Raw genomic sequence first — 23,850 nt, 5'->3', positions numbered from 1 at the left:
GACGTGCTGGCGGTTGGCGGGGTCTCCGGTGTGGCCTGCGGCCGGGGACCCGCGCAGCCGGCCAGGGCGGCGGCCAGTGCTGCCAGGGCAAGCGCTGCCCGGACAGGACGGGCGGAAGGGGCTGAAGGGATGAGGCGGATGGATGAAACTGACATCATCGGAAGGGTTTGCCGAAGGTATTTTGTCCCGATTGTACCGGCTCCGGGCGACGCACCCGCCGGCATCGCTCGGAACAGTACCTGACGTCGTCCCACACCCTCGCCCATTTCTTGCGCCAGGTGAAGGGCCGGCCGCACGCTTGACACACCTTGCTGGGCAGAAACGCCTTGCCATGCTGGGTCATTTGGCGGGATCGACACGATCATGAGACACCCAGACAAGCGACGCCGTATCGACACCCAGCGCTTGCGCACGCGCCACAATGCGCTTCATCTCGCTCGCGTCGAGATGCTTCTCCCTTGCGAGAATCCAGCAGTAACCGGTATTCGGCCCCACCACCAGCGCCCAGCGATAGTCGGGGTCGATGGCGGCCACGTGGTAACCGCCGTAGAACGGCCCGAAGAACGATACCTTCAGCGATGCGACAGACGGCGACCCGGTAAACAGCGCCTTGCCGGTCACCGCTTGCCACCGACCGTTCGACGTATCGAAGCCTCGGTTGAGCACGCGAATACTGCCATCTGACTGCGGCGTGTAGGTGGCGGACACGTCCGTCATGCCGCGCTCGAACGCATGGTCGAGGCGAGCCAGTTCGTACCAGCGGCCCTGATAGCGACTCACATCGAAGGGCGACACGGGGGAGACCCCAGGCGGCGGACGCGTGTTGGCGCACCCGGAGAGCAGGAGGAACGCGAACGAGAACGAGAGCGCGCTCAGCCACTGCAGCGCGACGGATCGTTTGGCGGGAACAGCGTTGGTCATGGAAGTCCCTGTGTCGGTGAATGGAAAGCCTGTGTTTGCGTCCGTCGTCCATCAAGCACGTTGGCATCGACTATCGGTATGCGCAAGCGTGACCGCCGGCGCGAATTTTCAGGACTCGAGCACATCCCGGAGCTTGGCGAGGCCTCGACGAATCCAGCTTTTGGCAGTGCCCTCCGGTACACCCAGCGTTCGTGCAAGTTCCGTGTAGGTGAAACCGCCGAAGTAGGCGATCGTAATGGCCTGCCGCTGTTGCGCAGAGAGGGTGGTCATTGCCATCGAGAGTCGTTGCTTTTCGCGATCGCTTTCGGTCAGTTCCGGCGGCGGGGCGGAATCCGCAGCGATGGACGACATGAGGGTCTCGTCCAGCGGAATCGGTTGTCGTTTGCGTAGATAGCTGATGGCTCGGTTCCGGGCGATGGTCGATATCCACGGAAGCACGTCACCGCGTTGCGCATCGAACACCAGACGACGCTGCCACAACGCCATATAGACGTCCTGAAGAATATCTTCGGCTTCGGCGCGGTGATGAATCACGCGGAGGATGACGCCGAACAGCACGGACGAGGTATGCCGGTACAGCTGCGCGAACGCATCCTCGTCGCCGAGCTGGGCAAGCCTCAGCAGACCCGTCAGGTCGGTGCAATCGCCGAGGGAAGGACGAGCCGACACGCGGGCGGCACCCGCGCAGTCACCGGCCGCGCTCGAGCACGCACTCGCGCTCGCGGGCGCGTGCTTCGACGCGCCACCCGCGACGCCCGAGCCCGTTGGACAAGCGTATTGACTGACGTCGATGGTTGTCATCGCGGCGTCTCCAGGGAGGATGCTGCGGGATCGATGCCTTTGCCTTTACTGCGAGCGGTCTGGCATCAATGCCAGAAACTCGCGGCGCAACGCGGGATCTTCGAGGAAACGTCCCCGCATGACACTGCTTACCATGCGCGCCCCGTCGTCTTTGGTCCCCCGCCAATGCATGCAGAAGTGGTCCGCCTCCAACACCACGGCGAGTCCGTCGGGGGCGATTTTTTCTTCGAGCAAGTCGGCGATCTGCTTGACGGCTTCTTCCTGAATCTGTGGTCGTGCCATGACCCAGTTGAGCAATCGGGCGTATTTGGACAGACCGGGCAGGTTCGAATTCGCCGCAGGCAAAACGCCAATCCACGCGCGACCCATGATCGGGCAGAGATGATGCGAGCATGCGCTCCGCACGCGAAGTGGCCCGATCAGCGTGAGTTCGTTCAGTTGCCCGATGTTCGGGAATTCCGTGACTGCGGGCGGCGGTTCGTAACGGCCCGAGAACACTTCGCGGACGAACATCTTCGCCACGCGCTTCGCGGTTTCACGCGTGTTGTGATCGTTGTCGACGTCGATGACGAGCGCGCGAAGCGCGTTCTCGATATGCGTCGCGACTTCGCCCTGCAATGTGTCGACGTCGCCTTCGCGCAGGTAGGGGGCGATGTTGTCGTTGGCGTGAAACCGGACACCGGCGTTGCGCAAGCGCTGCCGGACGACTTGCGACAACGGGATGCCCTCTGCGGCACCCTTCGTGATGGCCGGTTGCGAATCGATAATCGCGCCCATGAGGTTCTCCGGAAAAGGAATGCGCCGATGCGTCTCGCCGTTCAGCGGTCTCCGGGCGTGGTCGCCGGAATGGGCCAGCCTTCGTGCTCAGCCACGGCGGCGAGGGCGGCTTCGAACATGGCAACGGCCTTGTTGGCCGCGTCGCCGAGGTGTCGATGGAGCAGCGCGTCGGCCGGTGAGCGCGACTCGCATTCATCGCTATAACGCTCGAACGCGGCAATCTGCAGCACCAGTTCGGCGAGATGCTTGGGACACTCGCAAGCGATGGTCGTGGAGCGGGAGACCACGCTCGTCAGCGTGTCGTTGTCGAACCGGCGTGGCGTCCTGCGCCAGATCCGCTCACGGCCTGCGTTGCCGGAATCTCGGTGGTGCAACGACTGCAGGTACTCGGAGAGGAGTTCGTTCGCGTGCAGCGGGGCGTTGGGGGCGCGTTTGAGGTTGATGCCCTCCAATCGCGCGAGTTCGGCCGCCCGCGTCGTGCCGAAGGTGTATACGACGAGGACGTCATCGCATAGCAGCCGCTGCGCGGCCGAGACGATCGCCAGGACCACGTCTTCGTGAAGCGCCTCGACACGGATGACGGCGCAGGTCTCGGCGGAATCATCGCCGTTAGCGCAAGGGATATCCTGAATGGTTTCGAGCCGGACGGCATTGACGACCTTCGGCATCTCAAGCGACACGCTTTCGCCAAATCCGACGATGAACAGGTTCGTGTCTCGCATGGGGGCGTCTGACACCGCAGGGTTGCGGTCTGCGCTGGCCAAGTGCCTCAACTGATCGCCATCCAAGTGGGCAATCGAGCTGATGGCGTGTCCCCGGTTCACCAGCGCCTTGATCGTTCTCAGGCGGTGGACATCAACATCGGAATACAGGCGCTGGCCCGAGGCGCTGGTGGGGGGCGACACCACACCATAGCGCTGCTCCCAGATGCGCAACGTCGCCGCAGGCATGTCCGCGAGTTTCGCCGCCTCGCCGCTTCGATACCGTCGAACTGTATCCACCCTATCCTCCACCGTCGGGACGCTGTTATTGAAAGACCGTCACGTAGTTCAAAATTAACTCATGAAACCTATTGAGTCAATAAAATTGACTCAATATGAGAATTCTATGATTTATAGAGTCAATAATTGGACTCGTATCGATGAAATTCTGCAGCGTTTTGACACGTGATCGGGGGTGACTGTCGGCCTGCCATGGCCCGGCGCGCCGCGAGGCGGCGAGATCCGTGCGGCATGCGACCGCTCAACGGGAGTCCATAAGCGCTCGTCGCTGCACCATTGTTGGGATTGACGCACCACGATCTGCATCGGCAGTGCTGCTGGCGGTTCAGGGTGGGCTACACGGAAGGCATGCCACGGACATGGCAAACCGCCCGCCGCATAAGACTCCGTAAGCGGTTCCTGGGGATTTCATGACCCGATGGCACGGTTCATGCTTTGTTGTTCAAACTTGTATTCAAGATTGAACTCATGAACGATTCCACAAATATTCGCGCCGCGCTGTCGGTTCGCCTGCTGGCCGATCGATATGCTCACGGTAGCCTCACACCGACGCGTTGCGTCGACGAAACGCTGCAACGAATCGAGGCGATCGATCGCCCTGAGATCTGGACGCGGCGCGTGAGTGCGGATGCGCTGCATGCGCGCGCCGCACAACTCGAAGCGCTACATCGCGCCGAGGGTTCGGCGGTGTTCGAGCGGATGCCGTTGTACGGGGTGCCGTTCGCGGTCAAAGATAACATCGACGTGGCGGGCATGCCGACCACTGCGGCATGTGTTGAGTTTGCCTATACACCGCAAGCCACGGCATTTGCAGTGCAGCGCCTGCTCAACGCCGGCGCGATCCTCATTGGCAAAACCAATCTCGATCAGTTTGCAACGGGGCTGGTCGGCGTGCGCTCGCCCTATGGCGCGGTGCGGCAGGTCACGTTCCCCGATTACGTTTCAGGCGGCTCCAGTTCTGGGTCGGCGGTCGCGGTGGCGGCCGGTTGCGTCGCATTTTCGCTCGGCACTGATACTGCCGGCTCAGGCCGCGTGCCGGCCGGCTTCAACGAACTTGTTGGACTGAAGCCCTCGCTCGGGCTCGTCAGCAAGCGCGGCGTCGTTCCAGCATGCAAAAGTCTCGACTGCGTGTCGATCTTCGCGAACGACGTTGCCGATGCCTGGGAAGTCATGACGCAACTTGCGCACTTCGACGCGCTCGATAGCTTCTCGCGCCGCGTACCTGCGTTGGGATTGGCGCACCACGGGGCATTGCGTATCGGCACGCCCGCGTATGCCGAGTTTTACGGCGACACGCAGGCCGAGGAGGCGTTTCGCGCAACGCTTGATACGTTGCTTTCCCGTCTGCCTTATGAGTCGGTCGGTATAGATATGGAACCGCTCACGCAAGTCTCGGCGCTGCTTTACGACGGCCCGTGGGTCGCCGAACGGCGGGCGGCGATCGGCGCGTTCTTCGATACGCAGCGCGCGGCTATCGACCCTGTCGTGGCGGCGGTGATCGGCAAGGCAGACGGCTTCAGCGCTGTCGATGCCTTCAACGCGCAATACCGGCTTGCCGAGTTGAAGCGGCAAGCACAGGCGATCTTTGATGACATCGACGTGCTGATCGTGCCGACGACGCCGACACATCCCACCATTGCGGCGGTGCAGGCCAATCCGATCGAGCTCAACAGCCAACTGGGCTATTACACGAATTTCGTCAACCTGCTCGATCTATGTGCGCTGTCGGTGCCGTGCCTGAGGCGCGGCGATGGCCTGCCCGCAGGGGTGACGCTGATCGCGCCGGCGGGCGCCGATCACCGGCTTGCCGTGCTGGGCGCCAAGATTCAGTCGCTTTTCTTCGGGCAACACCGTCCAGACGGCATCGAATTCCGGCCGCTGCCGACCGATGAGCCGTCGGTCACGCTGGCGGTCGTCGGCGCGCATCTGCGCGGGCAACCGTTGAACTGGCAACTGCTCGAAGCCGGCGCGCGCCTGATCGAGGCCACGCACACGACGCCCGACTACCAGCTCTTCGCGCTCGCGGACACAACGCCGCGCAAGCCCGCGCTCGTTCAGATGCCGGCTGCGGCGGCGAACACGCGCGCCATCGCGATCGAACTGTGGCAAGTGCCGCTGCGCCATTTCGGACGGTTCGTCGCGCAAGTGCCTGCGCCACTCGGGATTGGCACGGTGCAGGTCGCCGATGGCCGCCGCGTGAAGGGTTTCATCTGTGAGTCATCGGCGCTCACGTCGGGCGCGGGCGCTCGCGACATTACCGAATTCGGCGGCTGGCTCGCCTATCTCGACAGCCTTGCCGCACAAGCGCAGTAACTATTTCAACCCCACGCAAACGGATTACGTCATGAACCATCGTCGTCACTTCCTCAAGCAGGCTGGCCTGCTCTCGCTCGGCAGCGTGCTGCCCTTCGAATCGGTATTCGCTGCGAACCCACTGACCGTCGGTGTGATTTATGTCGGCGCGCGTGGCGACTACGGCTACAACCAGGCACAGGCGACCGCTGCCGCCGTGATCAAGACGCTGCCGAACGTCAAGGTGGTCGAAGAAGAAAACGTTCCCGAAACCGTCGCAGTGCAGAAGTCCATGGAGGCGATGATCGAGCAGGACGGGGCAACGCTGATCTTCGCGACGTCGTTCGGTTACTTCGACCCGCATGTGCTGAAAATGGCGGCGAAATATCCGCGCGTTCACTTTGCGCATTGCGGCGGACTGTGGAAGCCGGGAAATCCGTCGAACATCACGAGCTACTTCGGCTATATCGACGAGTGCGAGTACCTGGACGGCGTCGTGGCGGGGCATATGAGCAAGAGCAAGAAGCTCGGCTTCGTCGCGGCCAAACCTATTCCGCAGGTGCTGCGCAATATCAATGCATTCACGCTTGGCGCGCAATCGGTCGACCCGTCGATCACGACGCACGTGATTTTTACCGGCGACTGGTCCATGCCGGTCAAGGAAGCGGAGGCGGCCAACAGTCTGGTCGATCAGGGGTGCGACGTCCTGACCTGCCATGTCGATGGTCCGAAGGTGGTGATCGAGACGGCGGAGAAGCGCGGCGCAATGAGCTGCGGTTATCACGCAAGCCAGGCGGCGCTGGCGCCAAAGGGCTATCTGAGCGGCGCGGAATGGGCCTGGGCGACGCCATACAAGGCCCTGGTCGCCGGTGCACAAAGCGGCAAACCGCAACCGAACGTGTTGCGCGGTGGCCTCAAGGAAGGCTTCGTCAAGACCTCGCCGTATGGTCCGAAGGTCAGCGCCGATGCGAAGCGGAACGCGGACTCGGTGAAAGCGAAAATGATGGCCGGCGGATTCGTGATCTTCAGAGGGCCGATCAAGGACAACAAAGGTAGCGTGGTGGTCGCAAACGGCACGCAACATCCGCAGACCGATTACACGCTCGAGAGTATGAACTACCTGGTCGCGGGTGTGGTGGGGCAGATCTGATGCACGCGGGGTTCGACCATTTATCGAGGTGTGGTCATGCGTCCTAATGCGAGTTCTGCCCGGCTGATGCTAGGGGTGCTCCCGGTCTTGCCCACGCTATTCGCGCTGGCGAGCACGCTGTCGCTGTTCTGGCTGTTCCTGCTGGTGCAGGGCGCACCGGCGCTCGACGCGATCGGGCTGATTTTTCAAGGCGCGTTCGGTTCGTCGTTTGCATGGCAAAGCACGTTGCTGCGCGCATCGCCGCTGATGTTGACGGCGCTGTGCGTTGCGCTGCCGGCGCAGGTCGGGCTGATCGTGATCGGCGGCGAGGGCGCGCTCGCGCTCGGTGGGTTGGCCGCCGCCGTGGTGCCGCAATGCCTGCCTGCGGGGACGCCGTGGCTCGTCGCCGCGCCGTTGATGGCGCTTGCAGGCATGCTCGCGGGGGGCGTTTGGATCGGTGCGGTCGGCGCGCTGCAGCAATGGCGAGGCGTCAACGAGACCATCGGCAGCCTGCTGATGTCGTACATCGCGATCGCACTCTTCAAGTTTCTCGTCGAAGGGCCGTTGCGTGATCCGGCAAGTCTGAACAAGCCGTCGACGCTGCCGGTGCCCGACGCGCTGATGATCGGCTCACTGCCGGGCCTGGAAGTGCATTGGGGCCTGTTGTGGGGCGTGCTGGCATGTGTCGTGGCGTGGGTGTTCGTCAGGCACAGCACGAAGGGTTTTGCGATGCGTGTGGTTGGCGGCAACCTCCGGGCGGCGCGTCTGGTCGGGCTACCCGTCGGCATGCTTGCGCTTGGTGCCTGTGTCCTTGGCGGCGCTGGCGCCGGTTTGGCGGGGATGTTCGAAGTGGCCGCGGTGCAAGGCAGCGCGAACGCCTCGTTGCTGGCGGGCTATGGTTATAGCGGCATTCTCGTCGCTTTTGCCGCCCGCCAGAATCCCCTGGCGATCATTGCGTGCGCGGTGGTCATCGGTGGTATCGAGGCGAGTGGCAGCCTCTTGCAGCGGCGGCTCGGTTTGCCCGATGCGACGACACTGGTATTGCAAGGTTTGCTGTTCGCGAATCTGCTCGCGTGGGAGGCGATCGGCGGGCGCATGGCGGCATGGCGCGTGACGTTGCAATCGCTCGCCGTGTCCGACGCGTCGGCACAACTGGAGAAGACCCATGCCTGACATGCATTCCCCCGTCGTGGTGTTGTTGCTGTCGCTGTTTGCGGGGGCGATTCGTGTGAGTACACCGTATCTTTTCGTGAGCCTCGGCGAGTGTTTGACCGAGAAGGGCGGACGCGTGAACCTCGGCCTGGAGGGCATTCTCGTGTGCGGCGCGATGAGCGGCTATGCGGCGTCCTGGTGGGCCGGGTCGGCGTGGATCGGTGTGCTCGCCGCCGGTCTCGTGGGCCTGCTCCTCGGTTGCTTGCACGGACTGATTTGCTCGTTGCCACGTGTGTCCGATATCGCATTCGGGATCGCCTTGATGTTGCTCGGCACAGGCGTTGCCTTCTTTCTTGGCAAGCCGTTTATCGAGCCGCAGGCGCCGATGCTCGCGTCGATCGATCTGGGCAAGTGGGCTGTCTCGCCGCAACTCCACAACGCGCTGCACATCAATCCGTTGTTCGTGATTGGTCTGGCGCTCGCGTGCGTCCTGCAATGGGGCTTGCGCAGCACGCGCTGGGGCATGGCGCTGCGTCTCGTCGGCGATCACGCCGAGAGCGCGCGTGCGATGGGCTATCCGCTGACACGCATTCGTGTCGCCGCGACAGCGGCGGGCGGCTTTTTGGCCGGTGTCGGCGGCGCGTATTTGTCACTCGTCTATCCGGGTAGTTGGAACGAAGGACTCTCGAGCGGGCAGGGCCTCATGGCGGTCGCGCTCGTGATCTTCGCGCGCTGGCAGCCGTTGCGCTGTCTTTACGCAGCGCTTCTGTTCGGGGCCGCCGGTGCGCTGGGTCCCGCGCTGCAGGCGATCGGCGTGACGAGCGGCTATTACCTATACAACGCCGCGCCTTACGCGCTGACGCTACTGATCATGATTGTCAACTGCCGTCCAGACCGCACGCTTGCCGGGGCGCCGGGCGAACTCAGCCTGACGCGCTGATACCGAATAAAGGAGTGTGAACCATGAACCGATTCATCGACGCGAGGCCCTATCCGTGGCCGTACAACGGCGATCTGCGACCGGAAAATACGGCGCTGGTCATCATCGACATGCAGACGGATTTTTGCGGCTACGGCGGCTATGTCGACAAGATGGGCTACGACCTGTCGCTCACTCGTGCGCCGATCGAGCCGATCAAGGCCGTACTCGCGCGGATGCGCGAGCAGGGCTTCACGATCATTCACACCCGCGAGGGCCATCGCCCAGACCTGTCGGACCTGCCTGCCAACAAGCGCTGGCGCAGCCGCCGTGTGGGAATGAACGGCGTGGGCATCGGTGACGTCGGCCCGTGCGGAAAAATTCTGGTGCGCGGCGAGCTGGGCTGGCAGATCATCGAAGAACTCGCACCCTTGCCGGGTGAGATCGTCATCGATAAGCCGGGCAAAGGCTCATTTTGCGCAACCGATCTCGAGCTGATCCTTCGGACACGGGGCATCGAGAATCTCGTGCTGACGGGCATCACGACCGACGTCTGCGTCCATACGACGATGCGTGAAGCGAACGACCGCGGCTTCGAATGTACGGTGCTCGCCGATTGCTGCGGTGCCACGGATGCGCGCAATCACGATGCCGCGCTGCACATGATCACGATGCAAGGCGGCGTGTTCGGTGCGGTATCGGATTCGCGCGCGCTGCTCGCCGCGCTCGGGCGCTGATCATGGCTGAGGTCGCTCAATCGAAGTCCCGATCGCATGCGCTTGGCATCGAAGTCGTGGGGGCATCCAAGTCGTTCGGCGCGTTCCGGGCGCTCGACCGGGTGTCGATCAAGGTCGCGCCGGGCACGATTCACGCGCTGCTGGGCGAGAACGGGGCGGGCAAGAGTACCTTGGTGAAGGGCCTTGTCGGATACGGCTTGCTCGACGAAGGACAGATCGTGGCGAACGGCCGTGAAGTGCGCATCGCGTCGCCGCGAGATGCGCAGACGCTCGGCATCGGCATGGTTTATCAGCATTTCACGCTCGCGTCGGGCCTGTCGGTCGAAGAGAACCTGCTGCTGGCGCGCGGCGGGCTGCCGTGGAAGATCGACTGGCGCGCTGAGCGCGCGGCGCTTACGGCCTTCATGGCGCAAATGCCCTTCCGCCTGCCGCTCGATGCGCCGGTGGCGGGACTCGCTGCGGGCGAGAAGCAGAAGCTCGAGATTCTCAAGCAGCTCTATCTGCGCCAGCGCTTCCTGATTCTCGACGAACCGACTTCGGTGCTAACGCCGCAGGAAGCGGATGAGGTTCTTGGCCTGATGCGCGACCTCGCGGCGCATGGGGAGCTTACCGTGCTGATGATCACGCACAAGTTCCGCGAGGTGATGGCGTATGCCGACGACGTGACGGTCTTGCGCAAGGGGCGCCAGGTCGGCACGGCGGCGGTGCGCGATACCGACCGCGATCAGCTTGCGCGTTGGATGATGGGAACTGCGTCCGCGGTCAAGACCGATCTATCGGCCGACGCGGCGCCGGCGCGGGCGGAGGTTGTGGTGCAGCGCGCGGCACGCCGGCCGCTTGACGCGCAGGCAGCCGTGCGGCTCGAACTGCGCGGCGTCTCGATCGAAGACGATCGCGGCCACATGGCGGTGCGCCACGCCACGCTCGCCGTGCGCGCGGGTGAAATTCTCGGCCTCGCCGGGGTATCGGGCAACGGCCAGAAGGAACTGGTGGAGGCACTGGTTGGGCAGCGGCGTCTAGCGGCGGGGCAGATGTGGATTGCTGGCGTGCCGTATCGGGCGACGCGCGGCGAGATGAGTGCACGCCGGGTGTTCGCGATTCCTGAGGAGCCATTGAAGAACGCGTGCGTGGCGGGCATGAGCATCGCCGAGAATCTGGCCTTTCGCGACTTCGATCGCGCGCCGCTTTGCCATGGAGGCTGGCGGCTCGACCGTCGTGCAATGCACGCTCGCGCGGCGCGTTTGATACGTGAATTCAACGTGCGACCGCCGATGCCGGAGCGTGCGATTGGCACGCTCTCCGGTGGCAACGTGCAGCGTGCAGTGCTTGCGCGCGAATTGGGCCAGACAGTGGACGTGCTGATCGTTGCGAACCCCGTGTTCGGTCTCGACTTCGCGTCGGTTGCCGATATCCATGCGCGGCTGATCGCGGCGCGCGATGCGGGCGCGGCGGTGCTACTCGTCAGCGAGGATCTCGATGAACTCCTCGAGCTGGCCGACCGGATTGCCGTGATGGCGGAGGGCCGGCCGGTGTTCGAAACGCCAGCGGAGGGTGCAGAGCGCGCTGTGCTTGGTCGTCACATGGCGGGCCATGCCGACGACGCGGCATCCGGTGCGCATCGACGCGACGCCGGGCGCGTGCCTGTTTGAACGACAACCGTGTTGGCGCAGCGGTCATGCGTGCCGACCCATTGAAGGATTGAAGCATGGCAATCGAAGTGAACGCGTTACCGGGGCCGTTCGTGTTCGAGCCGTCGCGCACGGCACTGGTCATCATCGACATGCAGCGCGACTTCATCGAGCCTGGCGGCTTTGGGGATTCGCTGGGCAATGACGTGTCGCTGCTGGCGGAAATCGTGCCGGTCGTCGCCGAACTGCTGGCGCTCGCTCGGGCGTCGGGCTGGTGCGTGGTGCATACGCGCGAGTCGCATGCGCCGGATCTCTCCGATTGCCCGCCTGCGAAGCGGATGCGGGGCGTGCCGCGGATGCGCATCGGCGATCCGGGGCCGATGGGCCGCATTCTGATTCGCGGCGAGCCGGGCAATGCAATTGTGGACGCGCTTGCGCCGGTCGATGGCGAACTGTTGATCGACAAGCCGGGTAAAGGCGCGTTTCATGCCACGACACTCGCTGACGAATTGCAGCGACGCGGCATCACGCATCTGGTGTTCGCTGGCGTGACGACGGAAGTTTGCGTGCAGACCACCATGCGCGAAGCCAATGACCGGGGCTACGAATGCCTGTTGATCGAAGACGCAACGGCGAGTTACTTTCCTGCCTTCAAGCAGGTGAGTCTCGAGATGATTCGTTCGCAGGGCGGCATTGTCGGGTGGACCGCGCCACTTGCAGCGTTGAAAATGGGCCTATGAGCATGGACGTCAACCAACCGAACATCGTCGCGGAAGTCGCCGCGGCCTTTGCCGATTATGAAAGGGCGCTGGTCGAAAATGACGTTGAGGCTATGAATGGGCTGTTCTGGCATGCACCGCAAACGGTGCGTTACGGGATCGCGGAAGTGCAGCACGGTGGCGACGCGATCCGCGTGTGGCGCACTGTCTGTGAACCGGTGCCGGTGTCGCGGCGCCTGCATCGCACGATCGTGACGACCTTCGGGACCGACTACGCCACGGTCGGTACCGAGTTCACAAGCGACGCTACGCCGCTGCTAGGTCGACAGATGCAAACGTGGGTGCGGCTGGGTTCGTCGACCGATGCAGGCTGCGGCTGGAAGATCGTTGCCGCGCATGTGAGTCTTATCCCGACCCCGTGAAAGCCTGATAATGGATGGAACAACTCAGCTAGGAGATGCGGCGAGATGCCTGAATTAGAGACAAGCGACAAGAAGCCGGAAGGCGCCATGCCGGCGGCGAACTCACCCAATGCGCTTGCCGAACAGGTGTACCAGCAACTGAAGGACGATATCTTCAGCTTCCGGCTCTTTCCTGGCGATCGGTTCTCCGAGAGCGACATCGCGCAGCATTATGGGGTGTCTCGCACGCCAATGCGGGACGGGCTGTTCCGACTCCAGCGCGAGGGGTATCTCGAAGTGGGTTTCCGGCGCGGCTGGAAGGTCTCGCAGATCAACTTCGAACAACTGGATCAAATCTACGATCTGCGCATTGTGCTGGAATTGGCGTCGATCGAGCGGTTGGGCGCGGGCAATGTGTCACATGCGGCGATCGATGCGCTCAAGGCAGTATGGTGCATCGCGCCCGAGCAGCAGGAGAGCGACCCCGTCACGATGTTCACGATGGACGAGGATTTTCATCGACAACTGGTGGCCTCGACGGGCAATGGCGAGATGGTTCGCGTGCACAACGAGGTGACGGAGCGCATTCGCATCGTGCGCCGGCTGGATTTTCTGAAATCGCATCGCACCAGCGCAACCTACAACGAGCACGGCAAGATACTGCAACTCGTTGAACGTAACAGGCTGTCCGAGGCGGCCATTCTTCTGCGCGCGCACATTACGCAAAGCAAGCTCGAAGTCCGCAAGATCACCTTGTCGATGCTCGCCGCCGCTCGGGATCAGAGACTGCCGTTCGTTTCGTAGCGATTCGCGGGAGAGAGTGCCGTGGAGACACCCAGTTGGCGACCGGCTCAGGGGCGCGCGCGCCCCGTGAGCATACGGATCAATCAGAACGTCGTGCGAATGCCGGCGCCATAGGTTTCGCCGGTCGACTCGCCGCTGATGTGATCGTTCATGAAGGCCGCATAGATGTCGGTGTGCTTGGAGAGGGGATAGTCGTAGCCGAACGACCAGGTCTGACGTGTCTGGTCCAGGCCGCCGCCGTCGCGAGAGTAAGCGTACGATGCCAGGATCGAGCCCGGACCGGCAGGGACGCTGATGCCGCCTTGCACGGTGTTGACGTGCCAACTGGCTTCCTGCCGGTCGTTGTACGTGTACATGTACTGACCGAAGACCTTGACGTATTTCAGATCGTAGGACAGGCCAAGCTGGCCGACGCTCTGACTTGTGAATGGGACCGGGTTGAATGGGTTCGAGCTGCCGAGATCGCCGGGGGCGCTGTTGAAATTCACGTACTGGTAGACGCCGGTTGCGGCAAACGGGCCGTGGAAATACAGAAACTGTGCGCTCCATTTCTTGGCGCCGTTTTGGCTGGCTGAGTTACCCAGCGCATACATCACGTTGCCGCTCATACCGTTGAAGTCCGGTGTCGAATACTGGACCGCGTTGTTCCAGCCCGAGTCGCCGGTGACGCCCTGATCGGTCAGGTAGCTTGGCCCAGTACCGAGACCGAGGTATACGTGGGCAATCATCGGCGAGAACACATACGAGCCGACGAACGGATTGAACAGGATCGTGGAGATGAAGAGCGGGGGCGTCAGACGGCCGGCCGTCACAGTACCGTAAGGAGATTCGACCCCGACATAGGCGTTGCGCGCAAAGAAGGTGTCGCCCTGAAAGCGGCCGTACTGACCGCTCTCGGCACGCAAGAAGCTCTCCAGCTTGAAGACAGCCTTGTAACCGCCGCCCATGTCTTCCGTACCCTTCATGCCCCAGTACGAGGTATCCATTCCGCCGCCGGACACCTGCCAGGAACGCTGGCTGCTCGGGAATTGCTGCGCACCGAGCCATTCGTCGACTTCACCATACAGTTGCACATTCGACTGTGCGAATGCCGACGACGCTGCGGCCAGCAGACCTGCGGCGATGCTCGCCTTGAGGACGATTTTCGGCGCTGGGCCAATCGCTGCTTGTTTCAGTTTCTCTCTCTTCTGCATCTGTGTTCCTGTCTCTACCAAAGGGCATAGGATGGGTTGGCGCCACGCAAGTGGCCTCATCAGGACCGGTGAGAATCCCAGGAGGTTTGCGCTGGGAAATTCATGCGTCCAATCTTGAATACAAGATCGATTTGGTAGAAGCACAGTTCGTGCCACCGTTGAGGCCGCCGTTCGGCGGGCGCTTGTAACGGCTCATGCAAAGCGGGTGGTGCGTGTTCGAAGGGAGCTTGGCGGTGGCGCAACGACGACGCACAGGCGTGTTGGGGGCACCATTAGTGGGGCAAATTTCCCCGCAGCGGGGCAATGATGAGCGGTTATGGACGCGATCTGCGTCGGATGGGGCATCGTCTTATACACAAGTCTGTCCTCCGCAACCGTAGGCCGGAACAAACGGTCGTCGAGCAATGAGATGGCCCGGGGGCTTGTAAACTTTCGGCGCGTCGCGTTTACTCTCGCTTGTTGCGTGAACGCCTTGGCCCTGGAAGCACCGTGCTGGACGGAAACCGAATTTGCTGACCTCGACCTTGGCGACGCGCGCCTGAACAAGCGAGCGAGGACATTGATGGAGCGATTGGCAGCCAAGCCGACGGCTGGCGTGGCACAGGCGTGTCTGGGCTGGGGCGAGACGATGGCGGCGTACCGCTTCTTCGACAACGGCGAGGTCGAGTGGAGTGCGATTCTGGAGCCGCACTGGCGGCAGACCGAACAACGAATGGCCGCTCGGTCGGTCGTGTTGTGCCTGCAAGACACCACGGAAGTGGATTTCAACGGCCGGCAGGCCGGGTGCCTTGGCCACTGTCTTACGAGATGCAGCGCGGGATGTATTTGCATCCGACCAATGCGGTGACGCCTGAGCGGGTGCCGCTGGGTGTACTCGACGCGTGGATGTGGGCGCGTGAGCCCAAGGACGCGCAGGGCAAGCGCGGCGGCCTCAAGGAAAGCCTGCGCTGGATCGAGGGTTACGAGCGGGTGGCGGAAACGGCATCGAGCCTGCCGCACACGCGACTTGTGTACGTCGCTGATTCGCTCGGCGCACGACCGCGCGCTGCCCGAGGGAGCGAGGCTGTGGGCGGCGGCGACAGAAGGTGCACCGCTCGGCGAGATTGCCTTCACGATGGGCTCGCGTCACGGCTTGAAGGCGCGCCAAGTGCGCCAGCACATATGGTTGCGGCGCATCGAACTGCCAGCAGGCGTTGGCCAAAGCGTAGCGGCCACGTGCCTGGTGGCGCGTGAGTTTGATGCACCAGGCGGCGTCAAGCCGATCGAATGGCGCTTGCTGACCAACCGCGAAGCCACGACGCGGCAGGAAGCGATTGAACTGATCGACTGGCATCGGGCGCGCTGGGAAATCGAGATCTTGTTCAACGTGCTGAAGAACGGTTGCCGTGTCGAGGCGCTGCAGTTGGGTGCAATCGAACGGCAAGAACGCGCGCTGGCGCTGTTTCTGGTCGTGGCTTGGCGAATCGTCCATCTGATGCCTATGGGCCGCAGTTGCCCCGATCTGGATGCCGAACTGTTCTTCGATGTCGATGAAATTTGCGGCGCCTATTTGCTGACCGACGTCAAGCAGCCGGCCAAGCCCAAACTCAATGAGGTGTTGGGCTTGATCGCGCGCTTGGGCGGATTTTTCGGCCGCAAGGGTGATGGCGAACCCGGCGCGAAAGCTATTTGGCTTGGACTCAAAGAGGTTCATGTCGCTGCCAAGACATTGCAGAAGTTACGTGCCGGCGGTCACGCTGGAAATTGTGTATAAGCCGATGGACCAAACCATGACAGCGTCGATGCAACGTGGATGGAACCAGGCGCCGGCTAACGGGCGGCTTTCGTCCGCCTGATTTTCGGTTCGGTGCTCGGCTTTGCCCGACTTTCCCGGGGCGCGCCGCGAGATCCATGGGATTCCTCTTCGCCGGACCCTGCGAGGGGGGGGAGGCATTGCGCGGTTTCACGAAACAGTGACCGAAGCCACGTGATAGCCGGATCGCGCTCTTGGAACTTGTGCCATTGAAGGTTTTCGGTGAAGGCTGGAATGCCGACCGGGCATTCCAGCACGCGAAGCGGGAAACGTTGTGCCATTTGATGCGCCAGTCGGGAGGGGAGCGTGGCGATCCGAGACGTTCCCACGAGCAATGCCGGGACGAGTGTGAAGGTTGGCGCGATCACCGTCTGGCGCCGTGTCCGCTTGCTCGTGGAGAGTAAGCGGGCGTCAAAGGTAATGCGACGACCGCCCCCCCATTCCACACCAACATGAGCGGCGTCGAAGTACTCGTCTTCCGTCAGCCGGTCACCCGCCATTCGGTACTCGGCGCACACGAGACACGAAAACGTGTCGTCGAACAGAGGCTCCGCCGGATGGCCGGCAACCTTGGCGAACTCTGGTGCGATCAGCAGTTCTGCCTCGCCGTTCTCCAGATGCTCGGGCGTCTGCGGACTGATCGCGCGCAAATCGAACTGCATCAGGGGCGCCAGCGTTGTCGCCCGCTTGACCACTTCCGACAGGAACACACTGATCACGTAGTCGGACGCCTCTATCGTGAAGCGACGTGTCGATGTCGCAGGATCGAACGTGGGACGTGCGCGCGTGATCGTCTGGATTTGGAGCAGGACGTCCCTCACGGGTTTTGCCAACTCCTCGGCTAGCGGTGTGAGTACCTGCGTTTTTCCCACCGGCACGAGCAACTCGTCCTCGAAATACTCGCGCAGGCGGGACAGCGAACAACTGGTCGCGGGCTGGCTCAAGAACAAACGCTCGGCGGCTTTGCCGACGCTGCGAGTGGATAGAAGGGCATCGAGTACCACGAGTTGGTTGAGATCGAGCTTATTGAATCGCATGACCTTTTTGATATTTACGGTGTGGATGCACCGTATTTAAACAATAAATTATATAAATGTCATGCGATACCTATAATCGGCTCAACAGGCAGCCATAGCCTGGAAACCAACAAGCATCACGGAGACATGAACCTATGCAGGCGTATCGTAAGGCGGGCTCGCGGCTTGCCCAGTGGGGGCTGGTCGGCACCTTGACACTGATGACCATGCTGGCCCAGATCGACAAGAACATCCTGGTACTCATGGTCGCGCCGATCCAGCGTGATTTCGGTGTGAGCGACGTGCAAATCAGCTTTTTGATTGGGGCGGCATTTGCTGTGGCCAATATCGTGGTGGGATTGCCGGCGGGCTGGCTGGCCGATCGATTCGACCGTCGTCTGATCATTGCCGCCGGGGTGTTGGTGTGGTCACTGGCAGTCGCGGCCAACGCTGCAGCGACCACCTTTGCCGTCCTGGTGGCCGCGCGCGTCATTGTGGGTGGGGCCGAGGCGTTGATTCCCCCGTCCTCGTATTCACTGATTCGCGACGGTGTGGACGAAAGTCGCCGCGCCCGGGCGCTCTCCGTCTATACGATGGCATTGATGCTTGGCACCGGATTGTCGCTGGTCCTTGGCGGTCCGTTGATGAGCGCCATCCACTCGTCCGGTATGAACACCATCCCGTTCCTTGGGAACGTGACGGCCTGGCAGATGACGCTGTTCCTGATTGGGTTGGTCGGCGTGCCGATGAGCGTGATGATTTTCCTGAGCAAGGATCCGGGGCGTCAACGCGACGGCGCGACGAACCTGCCGCGGCGCACGCACCACCTCGCCACGTATCTCTGGGCGAATCGTGCCATCTTCGGACCGCTGTTCCTCTTTGTCGTGGCGAACGCCATCATCACGTTCGGCCTTGCGGCGTGGCTGCCAACCGTGATCGTTCGACGCTTTCATCTCGGCATGAGGGAGATTGGGCTGATTCAGGGGGCCGTGCTGCTGACCATGGGGCCGCTCGGGCTCTGGTTGGCAGGAATGGCGATGGAGCGCAGAGCGGCGGCGCTGACCAGCGTGGCTCGGGTGGGCATGGTGACGAGTATTGCCGTTGCGGTACTCACGGTGGCGCTGGTGCTGACGGGAACGCTGCAGACGTTCTGGATCGTCGATGCGCTGGTTGTTCTTTTCTCCTGGACCTTCATGTCCGTCACCTCGACGATCGTGGCGCGCGTCGTGCCCACGCAGTCGATCGGCATCGTCATGGCGATCGTGCTCGTGTTGAATGGGTTGCTGGGTCAGGGCCTTTCGCCCACGCTTATCGCCCTCGTCGGGCGACTCCTGTTCGCCGGTAGTGCCGATGCCTTGCCCAATGCAATGGCAGTTGTATTCGCCGTGGCAGGAGGGATCGCACTGGTGGCGTCTGCAGCGCTGTATCGGAGTGTGTCGCGTACCGAAAGCGTCATGTCGGACGTTGCGCCGCAAGTGGGTGCGCCTTGATTCGGTCTTGATCTTGCTTAACAACGCACCCGCGTGCGACTGCGCATTGCGACATGCGTGAGGTGGGAAACACAAAACAATAGCCAGGAGACGCTTCAATGAAGCTCGTAAAAATAAAATTTATTAGTACTGCGATATTATTATCGGCAAGCGCATCCATTCATGCTCAATCGAGCGTGACGCTCTCTGGGCTGCTTGGTATGGGTGTTTCGTACACCAGTAACGCCAGCCGAATCGGTGGCGGAGCACTGTGGCAAGCCACCAATACCCACGCCGTGCCGTTCTTTGCGATCTCGGGTAAGGAAGTGATCGACAGCGACACCTCCGCGGTATTCCGCCTGAGCCGCTACGCTTTTCTCAATAACGGAACCGACGCGCCATTCGAGAGCTTCGTCGGGTTGAGTTCCGCGAGCAAAGGTACGTTGACCATGGGTTCGATGTACGACTTGCTGGCCGACCTGGTGCCCTTCACCTCCGAGCGGTTTACGTCACTTCTCGCGACGCATCCGGGAAACCTTGACAGAACGGTCGGCAACGCCCTGAACAACTCGTTCAAATACAAGTCACCCCTCTATGGCGGATTTCAGTTCGGTCTGATGTACGGGATTGGGCAGGCGGGCTCGACCACCAACACGGGCCGCGTCGTCGGTGCCGAAGTGGCTTACACGGCGGGGCCGTGGCAATCCGTTGCCGTTTGGGAGTCCGTCAATGGCGTTCCGTATGCGCCGGGGCTCAAATTGGGTGTGTCGCACCTGTACGGTCTGGATTTCACGAAGACGCCTGCGGTATCGGTATTCCAGAACCAGAACACCAGCACGGTGGGCGTCGCGTACGTGAACGACGGCTGGCGCGTGATGGGTAACTACAGCTACACGCGACTATCGGCTGCTGGCGCATCGGCCACGGCGCAATCGATTGATGTAGGCGCCTACAAATACGTGACGCCGCAGACGCGAATTGGCGGTGGCTACTCGTACACAAAACTCGAGTCTTACAAGTGGAATCAGTTTCACGGGCATATCGACTATGCCCTTTCGAAACGCACCAGTCTTTATCTTCTCGGCGTGTTTCAGTTCGCAGGGTCAGGCCAGTTTGCTGTGCTTCGAAATCAACCGCCGGCGTCGGCATCGCACCAGGCGGTACTTGAGGCCGGTGTCACACACTTCTTTTAACCGGCAACGTGAACTTGTCGGCCGGTTCAGTCTCGGGTTCTGATGGAGAAAATGCAATGCAGTGGGATGTGATTGTTGTCGGCGGTGGCCCGTCGGGTTTGACGATGGCTGCCGAGTTGGCTGGCGCCGGCGTAAAGACGCTTGTCATTGAGCGACGCACCGAAGGTGTGCAGTCGCGCGCAGGCACGATTTTGCCGCGGGTTCTGGAGCTGTTCGATACCCGAGGCATCGCTGATCGACTGATCCGAAAGACGAGTGAAATTGCGGACTATCCGTATCGACCATCGCACATTTGGGCGGGATTCCATCCGATCGAATGGAAGTACCTCGAGACGCGTTTCGGCTTCACGCTGGGTTTGCCGCAGAACAAGACCGAGGAAGTCCTGTGGGAGTGGGCCGCTGAATCGGGAGCGGTGATCCGGCGAGGCGAGGAAGTCCGTGACGTGCGCGAGTTGCATGACGGCGTGGAGCTTGCGCTATCCGATTCCACCGGAAATCTCTCGACGCTGCGCGCCCAGTACGTTGTCGGCGCGGATGGCGGGCGTAGCGTCGTGCGTTCCAAGCTGGGTCTTCCGTTCGACGGGCATTCGGGGACGTTTCGCGGCATTGTTGTCGACGCTGAGCTTGAGGCGCCGTGGCCGGGGGGACGTATCAATGTGGACAACGAGATGGGGTGGGTGCGCGGCTACGGATTTGGCGAAGGCATTACGCGATTCAATATCGTGCATCGTGATCGCCGGCACGCACCGAAGGACGAGCCGGTAACGCTCGATGAGGTGTTGCAGTGCATTCGTGACGTGCATGGCACCGATTACGGCATCAAGGGGTACCGCTGGGCTTCGCGTTTCGATGACCAGATGCGCGCGGTGCCAACCCTTCGGCAGGGGCGTGTGTTTCTGGTAGGGGAATCCGCCCGTATTCACTATCCGGCCAGTGGCGTAGGCATGAACTTCTGCTTGCAGGACGCGTTCAACCTTGGCTGGAAGCTGGCCAACGTCATCAACGGCGTGGCGGACGCCAAGACGCTCGACACCTACGATGCGGAACGCCTTCCGGTCATGCGCCGGCTGCTCGAGAGCGTAAAGGCGCAGTGCGCGTTGCAATTCAACTTCGGCCCCGAGGCCGTCGCGCTCAAGCGGCGGATGCAGGAGCACCTGATTCCGCTGCCGGAGGTGCAACGCAAATTGGTGCTCGAACTCAATGGTCTGGAGATGGCCTATCCGTGCGATCCAGGCAGCCATCCGTTGACCGGGCAGCGTTGCCCAGATATCGATCTGGTCTTGCTTGACGGCCGATCGGTGGCGATCACGCAGGCGTTGCGCGAGCGGAAATTCTTGCTGATCGATCTGGACGGCTTTGCACGTCAGTTCGAATCGATCGACGTTACCGGTCGGCCGGTGAGTATGCTCAGGGCTCGTGTCGCACGCATTCCTGCGGCGCTCGAAGGCGTCAAGGGATTGCTGGTGCGTCCCGATGGCTATGTCGCGTGGGCAAGCGAGACGTTGGCTCGCGAAGAAGACGTCGACGTGCAACTTGGCAAATGGCTGAAGCGGTGACCCCATGAGCGAACATCGACGATTACTGACGGGCGGCTGGGTGCTGAGCATGGACCCGGCGATCGGCGATCTGCGCGTGGGTGACGTGCTGATCGAGGGGGAGCGCATTCTGGCGGTGGCGCCACGCATTGACGCAGCGGATGCCGAACGCGTCGACGCAAGCGGCATGATCGTCCTGCCGGGGTTTGTCGATACCCACCGCCATACCTGGCAGAGCTGCGTGCGGCATCGCTACGCGGATATCGATCCGCAAATCTACTTCGCCGAAATGCTGGGTGCGAAGGGGGCCGCGTTTCGGCCGGAAGACGTTCACGTTGCCACGATGCTTGGTGCAGTGTCCGCGCTTGACGGTGGCATCACCACGATGCTCGATTGGTCTCATGTCCAGAACAGCCCAGACCACGCGGATGCCGCGATCCTTGGGCTGCGCGAGGCCAACATTCGGGGCGTGTTTGCACATGGCTGGCCGCTAGTGGACGGTGCGTCGTGGATGTTCGACAGTCAGCGGGGGCATCCGGAAGATATTCGCCGGTTGCGAACGCGGTATTTTTCGTCGGACGATCAACTGCTCACGCTTGCCATGGCGGCACGGGGCCCAGAGATGACGCGGCGCGATGTCTGGCTGGAAGATCTGCGCCTTGCGCGCGACCTAGGAATTCGATCGAGCATTCACATGGGGGCGTATGCGCGAAACGCCTCGGTACGTGCGATCGCGCAGATGCATGACGCCGGCGTGTTGGGCGACGACTTGACGTTCGTGCACTGCTGTTTTTCCGGCGCCGACGAGATCGCGATGATGGCGGATGCCGGCGTAAGCGCTTCGCTCGGCGTGCACTGCGAGTTGAACGCACAAGGCATTGGCGATATCCCGTTTGATCGCTTGCTTGCGGTGGGCATCCGGCCTAGCTTGAGCGGCGATACCGAGACCAAATGCTCGGGCGATATGTTCACGCAGATGCGTCATGCCTTCGCGTACTACCGTTCGTGGATGGGCGGGCAACACTCGCGGGTTCAGAACGCGCCCGCAACGCTCTCGATGCGCGAGGTGCTGGAGTTTGCCACGGTGGCAGGGGCGCGCGCCAACGGGCTGGATCACAAAGTCGGCTCGCTGACGCCTGGTAAACAGGCCGACATCATCATGATTCGTGGAGAGGACCTCAATCTCACCCCGGTGTCGGACGCCGTGGGCGCTGTCGTGCTTGCCGCGCATCCGGGCAATGTGGACTCGGTATTCGTCGCCGGGCGCGCAGTGAAGCGACAGGGTCGAATGATCGGTGTCGACCTGAACGTTTTGCGACAGCGTGCTGTTGCGTCCCAGCAATACATTCTTGAATTGAAATGAGTGACGCTAAATTGCCTCTGCCGTTGGACCGCGAGCTGGCGGATCTCGTGTCAGCGATGCGCGCAGCGCAAACGCTCCCGCCATTTTCCGGAACGCCGCAGCAAGCCCGTGAACGTATGCGCCGCGGCATTATGGCAGCGCGTGAACGAAATCCATTGCCGAAGGTCGGCGCGATGGAAGATACGATCGCCGAGTCTGCGGGGGCGCATGTCCCAGTACGCGTCTACCGTCCCTTGGATACGAGCGCGGTGATGCCTACGGTGGTGTTTTTTCATGGCGGCGGATTTGTTCTCGGCAGTGTTGAGCTGATGGATGACATCGCGCGCAAGCTCTGCCGCGACATGCGGGCGGTGGTGGTGTCGGTTGACTATCGACTGGCCCCGGAGCACCCGTTTCCCGCCGCACATAACGACGCGTTGACCGCGACGCGCTGGGCGATCCGCCATGTCGCGGTACTTGGCGGGGATCCCTCGCGGGTCGTGCTGGCGGGTGAGAGTGCCGGCGCCAATCTGGCAACGTCGGCGGCACTGACGTTGCGCGATTGCGGCGTCGGTATCTCCGCGCAACTGCTCGTTGTGCCCGGCGTCGACATGGCTCGCGACGTCGCGCGCATTGAGGCAAAGGGCATCGACTTCCCGATGCTTTCGCCATCCGACCTGCGAGACATCTCGCGGCTTTATATGGGCTCGGCGTTGGCGCGTGCGCGGGAGTTCCCCCCGTCGCCACTGCGCGCTGCCGATCTGCGCGGCATGCCTGCCGCGTTGATCGCGATCGCTGGCCATGACCCGCTACGCGACGAAGGTATTGCCTACGCGCGGCGTCTTGAGGCGGCTGGTGTGCCGGTGCAACTCCTATGCTTCGAAGACATGTTTCATCCGTTCTTCGGCTTCTTCGAAGCCTCACGTTCGGCGCGTCGCGCCAACGACACCATCTGCCGCGCTTTTTCAGCGTGGCTCGAACAACATGCGCGGCCCCGCGATCTGTGAGCGGGCGCGCCAACCCTAAAGT

Annotated in this window: 21 protein-coding genes and 1 pseudogene; 15 read left to right on the top strand and 7 right to left on the bottom strand. The window is 62.3% G+C overall.

All coding sequences use genetic code 11. The features are described 5' to 3' along the window. Nucleotides 1-154: 154 nt before the first annotated feature. The 5 genes from BGP02_RS06980 to BGP02_RS06960 all read right to left on the bottom strand — a co-directional run bounded on the left by BGP02_RS06980 (nucleotide 155) and on the right by BGP02_RS06960 (nucleotide 3,500). On the bottom strand, nucleotides 155-343 hold the full coding sequence (locus BGP02_RS06980) for a DUF2256 domain-containing protein (RefSeq protein WP_150553297.1): 189 nt from the start codon (nucleotides 341-343) through the stop codon (nucleotides 155-157). Further along, nucleotides 340-921 carry a lipocalin family protein gene (locus tag BGP02_RS06975; protein ID WP_286798256.1) on the bottom strand — a complete coding sequence of 194 codons (582 nt, stop codon included), beginning with the start codon at nucleotides 919-921 and terminating at the stop codon, nucleotides 340-342. The genes BGP02_RS06980 and BGP02_RS06975 overlap by 4 nt, the downstream gene beginning before the upstream one ends. 108 nt (nucleotides 922-1,029) lie before the next feature. Further along, nucleotides 1,030-1,722 carry a sigma-70 family RNA polymerase sigma factor gene (locus BGP02_RS06970; RefSeq protein ID WP_286798255.1) on the bottom strand — a complete coding sequence of 231 codons (693 nt, stop codon included), beginning with the start codon at nucleotides 1,720-1,722 and terminating at the stop codon, nucleotides 1,030-1,032. A gap of 45 nt (nucleotides 1,723-1,767) precedes the next feature. After that, nucleotides 1,768-2,499, bottom strand: coding sequence for a GTP cyclohydrolase I (gene folE / locus BGP02_RS06965; protein WP_150563496.1), 732 nt, complete (start codon nucleotides 2,497-2,499; stop codon nucleotides 1,768-1,770). 41 nt (nucleotides 2,500-2,540) lie between these two features. Continuing rightward, nucleotides 2,541-3,500, bottom strand: a complete 960-nt coding sequence (locus tag BGP02_RS06960; RefSeq protein ID WP_286798254.1) for a MerR family transcriptional regulator — start codon at nucleotides 3,498-3,500, stop codon at nucleotides 2,541-2,543. A gap of 468 nt (nucleotides 3,501-3,968) precedes the next feature. On the opposite strand from BGP02_RS06960, the gene atzF reads away from it, so the two are divergent. From atzF to BGP02_RS06915, 9 genes are read left to right on the top strand one after another with little or no spacing between them, the layout of a single operon-like run. Next, nucleotides 3,969-5,813 carry an allophanate hydrolase gene (atzF, locus tag BGP02_RS06955; protein ID WP_261938115.1) on the top strand — a complete coding sequence of 615 codons (1,845 nt, stop codon included), beginning with the start codon at nucleotides 3,969-3,971 and terminating at the stop codon, nucleotides 5,811-5,813. A 31-nt stretch (nucleotides 5,814-5,844) separates the two neighbouring features. Further along, on the top strand, nucleotides 5,845-6,942 hold the full coding sequence (locus BGP02_RS06950) for a BMP family ABC transporter substrate-binding protein (RefSeq protein ID WP_261938116.1): 1,098 nt from the start codon (nucleotides 5,845-5,847) through the stop codon (nucleotides 6,940-6,942). 36 nt (nucleotides 6,943-6,978) lie between these two features. Continuing rightward, on the top strand, nucleotides 6,979-8,094 hold the full coding sequence (locus tag BGP02_RS06945) for an ABC transporter permease (protein WP_261938117.1): 1,116 nt from the start codon (nucleotides 6,979-6,981) through the stop codon (nucleotides 8,092-8,094). Then, nucleotides 8,087-9,013: an ABC transporter permease gene (locus BGP02_RS06940; RefSeq protein WP_261938118.1), complete on the top strand. Its 927-nt coding sequence runs from the start codon at nucleotides 8,087-8,089 to the stop codon at nucleotides 9,011-9,013. The genes BGP02_RS06945 and BGP02_RS06940 overlap by 8 nt, the downstream gene beginning before the upstream one ends. A 23-nt stretch (nucleotides 9,014-9,036) precedes the next feature. Further along, nucleotides 9,037-9,729, top strand: a complete 693-nt coding sequence (biuH, locus tag BGP02_RS06935; RefSeq protein ID WP_261938119.1) for a biuret amidohydrolase — start codon at nucleotides 9,037-9,039, stop codon at nucleotides 9,727-9,729. 2 nt (nucleotides 9,730-9,731) lie between these two features. After that, nucleotides 9,732-11,378, top strand: coding sequence for an ABC transporter ATP-binding protein (locus BGP02_RS06930; RefSeq protein WP_261938120.1), 1,647 nt, complete (start codon nucleotides 9,732-9,734; stop codon nucleotides 11,376-11,378). 56 nt (nucleotides 11,379-11,434) lie between these two features. Beyond that, nucleotides 11,435-12,097, top strand: coding sequence for a cysteine hydrolase family protein (locus BGP02_RS06925; RefSeq protein WP_261938121.1), 663 nt, complete (start codon nucleotides 11,435-11,437; stop codon nucleotides 12,095-12,097). Nucleotides 12,098-12,099: 2 nt separating this feature from the next. After that, nucleotides 12,100-12,498, top strand: coding sequence for an oxalurate catabolism protein HpxZ (gene hpxZ / locus BGP02_RS06920; RefSeq protein WP_261939845.1), 399 nt, complete (start codon nucleotides 12,100-12,102; stop codon nucleotides 12,496-12,498). Nucleotides 12,499-12,543: 45 nt separating this feature from the next. Then, nucleotides 12,544-13,281 carry a GntR family transcriptional regulator gene (locus BGP02_RS06915; protein WP_410007529.1) on the top strand — a complete coding sequence of 246 codons (738 nt, stop codon included), beginning with the start codon at nucleotides 12,544-12,546 and terminating at the stop codon, nucleotides 13,279-13,281. 83 nt (nucleotides 13,282-13,364) lie between these two features. On the opposite strand, the gene BGP02_RS06910 is transcribed toward BGP02_RS06915, so the two are convergent. Further along, entirely contained in the window at nucleotides 13,365-14,474 is a 1,110-nt protein-coding gene (locus BGP02_RS06910; protein ID WP_286798253.1) for a porin, read from the bottom strand. Between the two features lie 472 nt (nucleotides 14,475-14,946). Between BGP02_RS06910 and BGP02_RS06905 the strand changes: the two are divergent. Then, nucleotides 14,947-16,227: pseudogene (locus BGP02_RS06905) on the top strand (IS4 family transposase). A 56-nt stretch (nucleotides 16,228-16,283) separates the two neighbouring features. Here the strand turns inward: BGP02_RS06905 and BGP02_RS06900 are convergent. Next, nucleotides 16,284-17,303 (bottom strand): LysR family transcriptional regulator, encoded by a 1,020-nt coding sequence (locus BGP02_RS06900; RefSeq protein ID WP_261938123.1) that lies wholly within the window; start codon nucleotides 17,301-17,303, stop codon nucleotides 16,284-16,286. 134 nt (nucleotides 17,304-17,437) lie between these two features. Here BGP02_RS06900 and BGP02_RS06895 point away from each other — a divergent pair, with 134 nt between their 5' ends. From BGP02_RS06895 to BGP02_RS06875, 5 genes are all read left to right on the top strand, one after another. Next, a complete protein-coding gene (locus BGP02_RS06895) occupies nucleotides 17,438-18,772 on the top strand; it encodes an MFS transporter (protein WP_286798252.1) in 1,335 nt (444 codons plus the stop codon). Nucleotides 18,773-18,870: 98 nt separating this feature from the next. Next, the gene (locus BGP02_RS06890; protein ID WP_261938125.1) at nucleotides 18,871-19,944 is read left to right on the top strand and encodes a porin; all 1,074 of its coding nucleotides are present in this window, start codon (nucleotides 18,871-18,873) and stop codon (nucleotides 19,942-19,944) included. Nucleotides 19,945-20,000: 56 nt separating this feature from the next. Further along, entirely contained in the window at nucleotides 20,001-21,500 is a 1,500-nt protein-coding gene (locus BGP02_RS06885; protein WP_286798251.1) for an FAD-dependent monooxygenase, read from the top strand. 4 nt (nucleotides 21,501-21,504) lie between these two features. Continuing rightward, nucleotides 21,505-22,842 carry an amidohydrolase family protein gene (locus tag BGP02_RS06880; RefSeq protein WP_017231617.1) on the top strand — a complete coding sequence of 446 codons (1,338 nt, stop codon included), beginning with the start codon at nucleotides 21,505-21,507 and terminating at the stop codon, nucleotides 22,840-22,842. A gap of 173 nt (nucleotides 22,843-23,015) precedes the next feature. Then, complete coding sequence (locus BGP02_RS06875) at nucleotides 23,016-23,828, top strand: alpha/beta hydrolase (protein ID WP_286798250.1); 813 nt, start codon at nucleotides 23,016-23,018, stop codon at nucleotides 23,826-23,828. Nucleotides 23,829-23,850: the final 22 nt, after the last annotated feature.

The organism is Pandoraea sp. 64-18 (assembly GCF_001899225.1).
GTDB lineage: Bacteria > Pseudomonadota > Gammaproteobacteria > Burkholderiales > Burkholderiaceae > Pandoraea > Pandoraea cepalis.
This window is presented reverse-complemented; position numbering and strand designations above follow the sequence as displayed.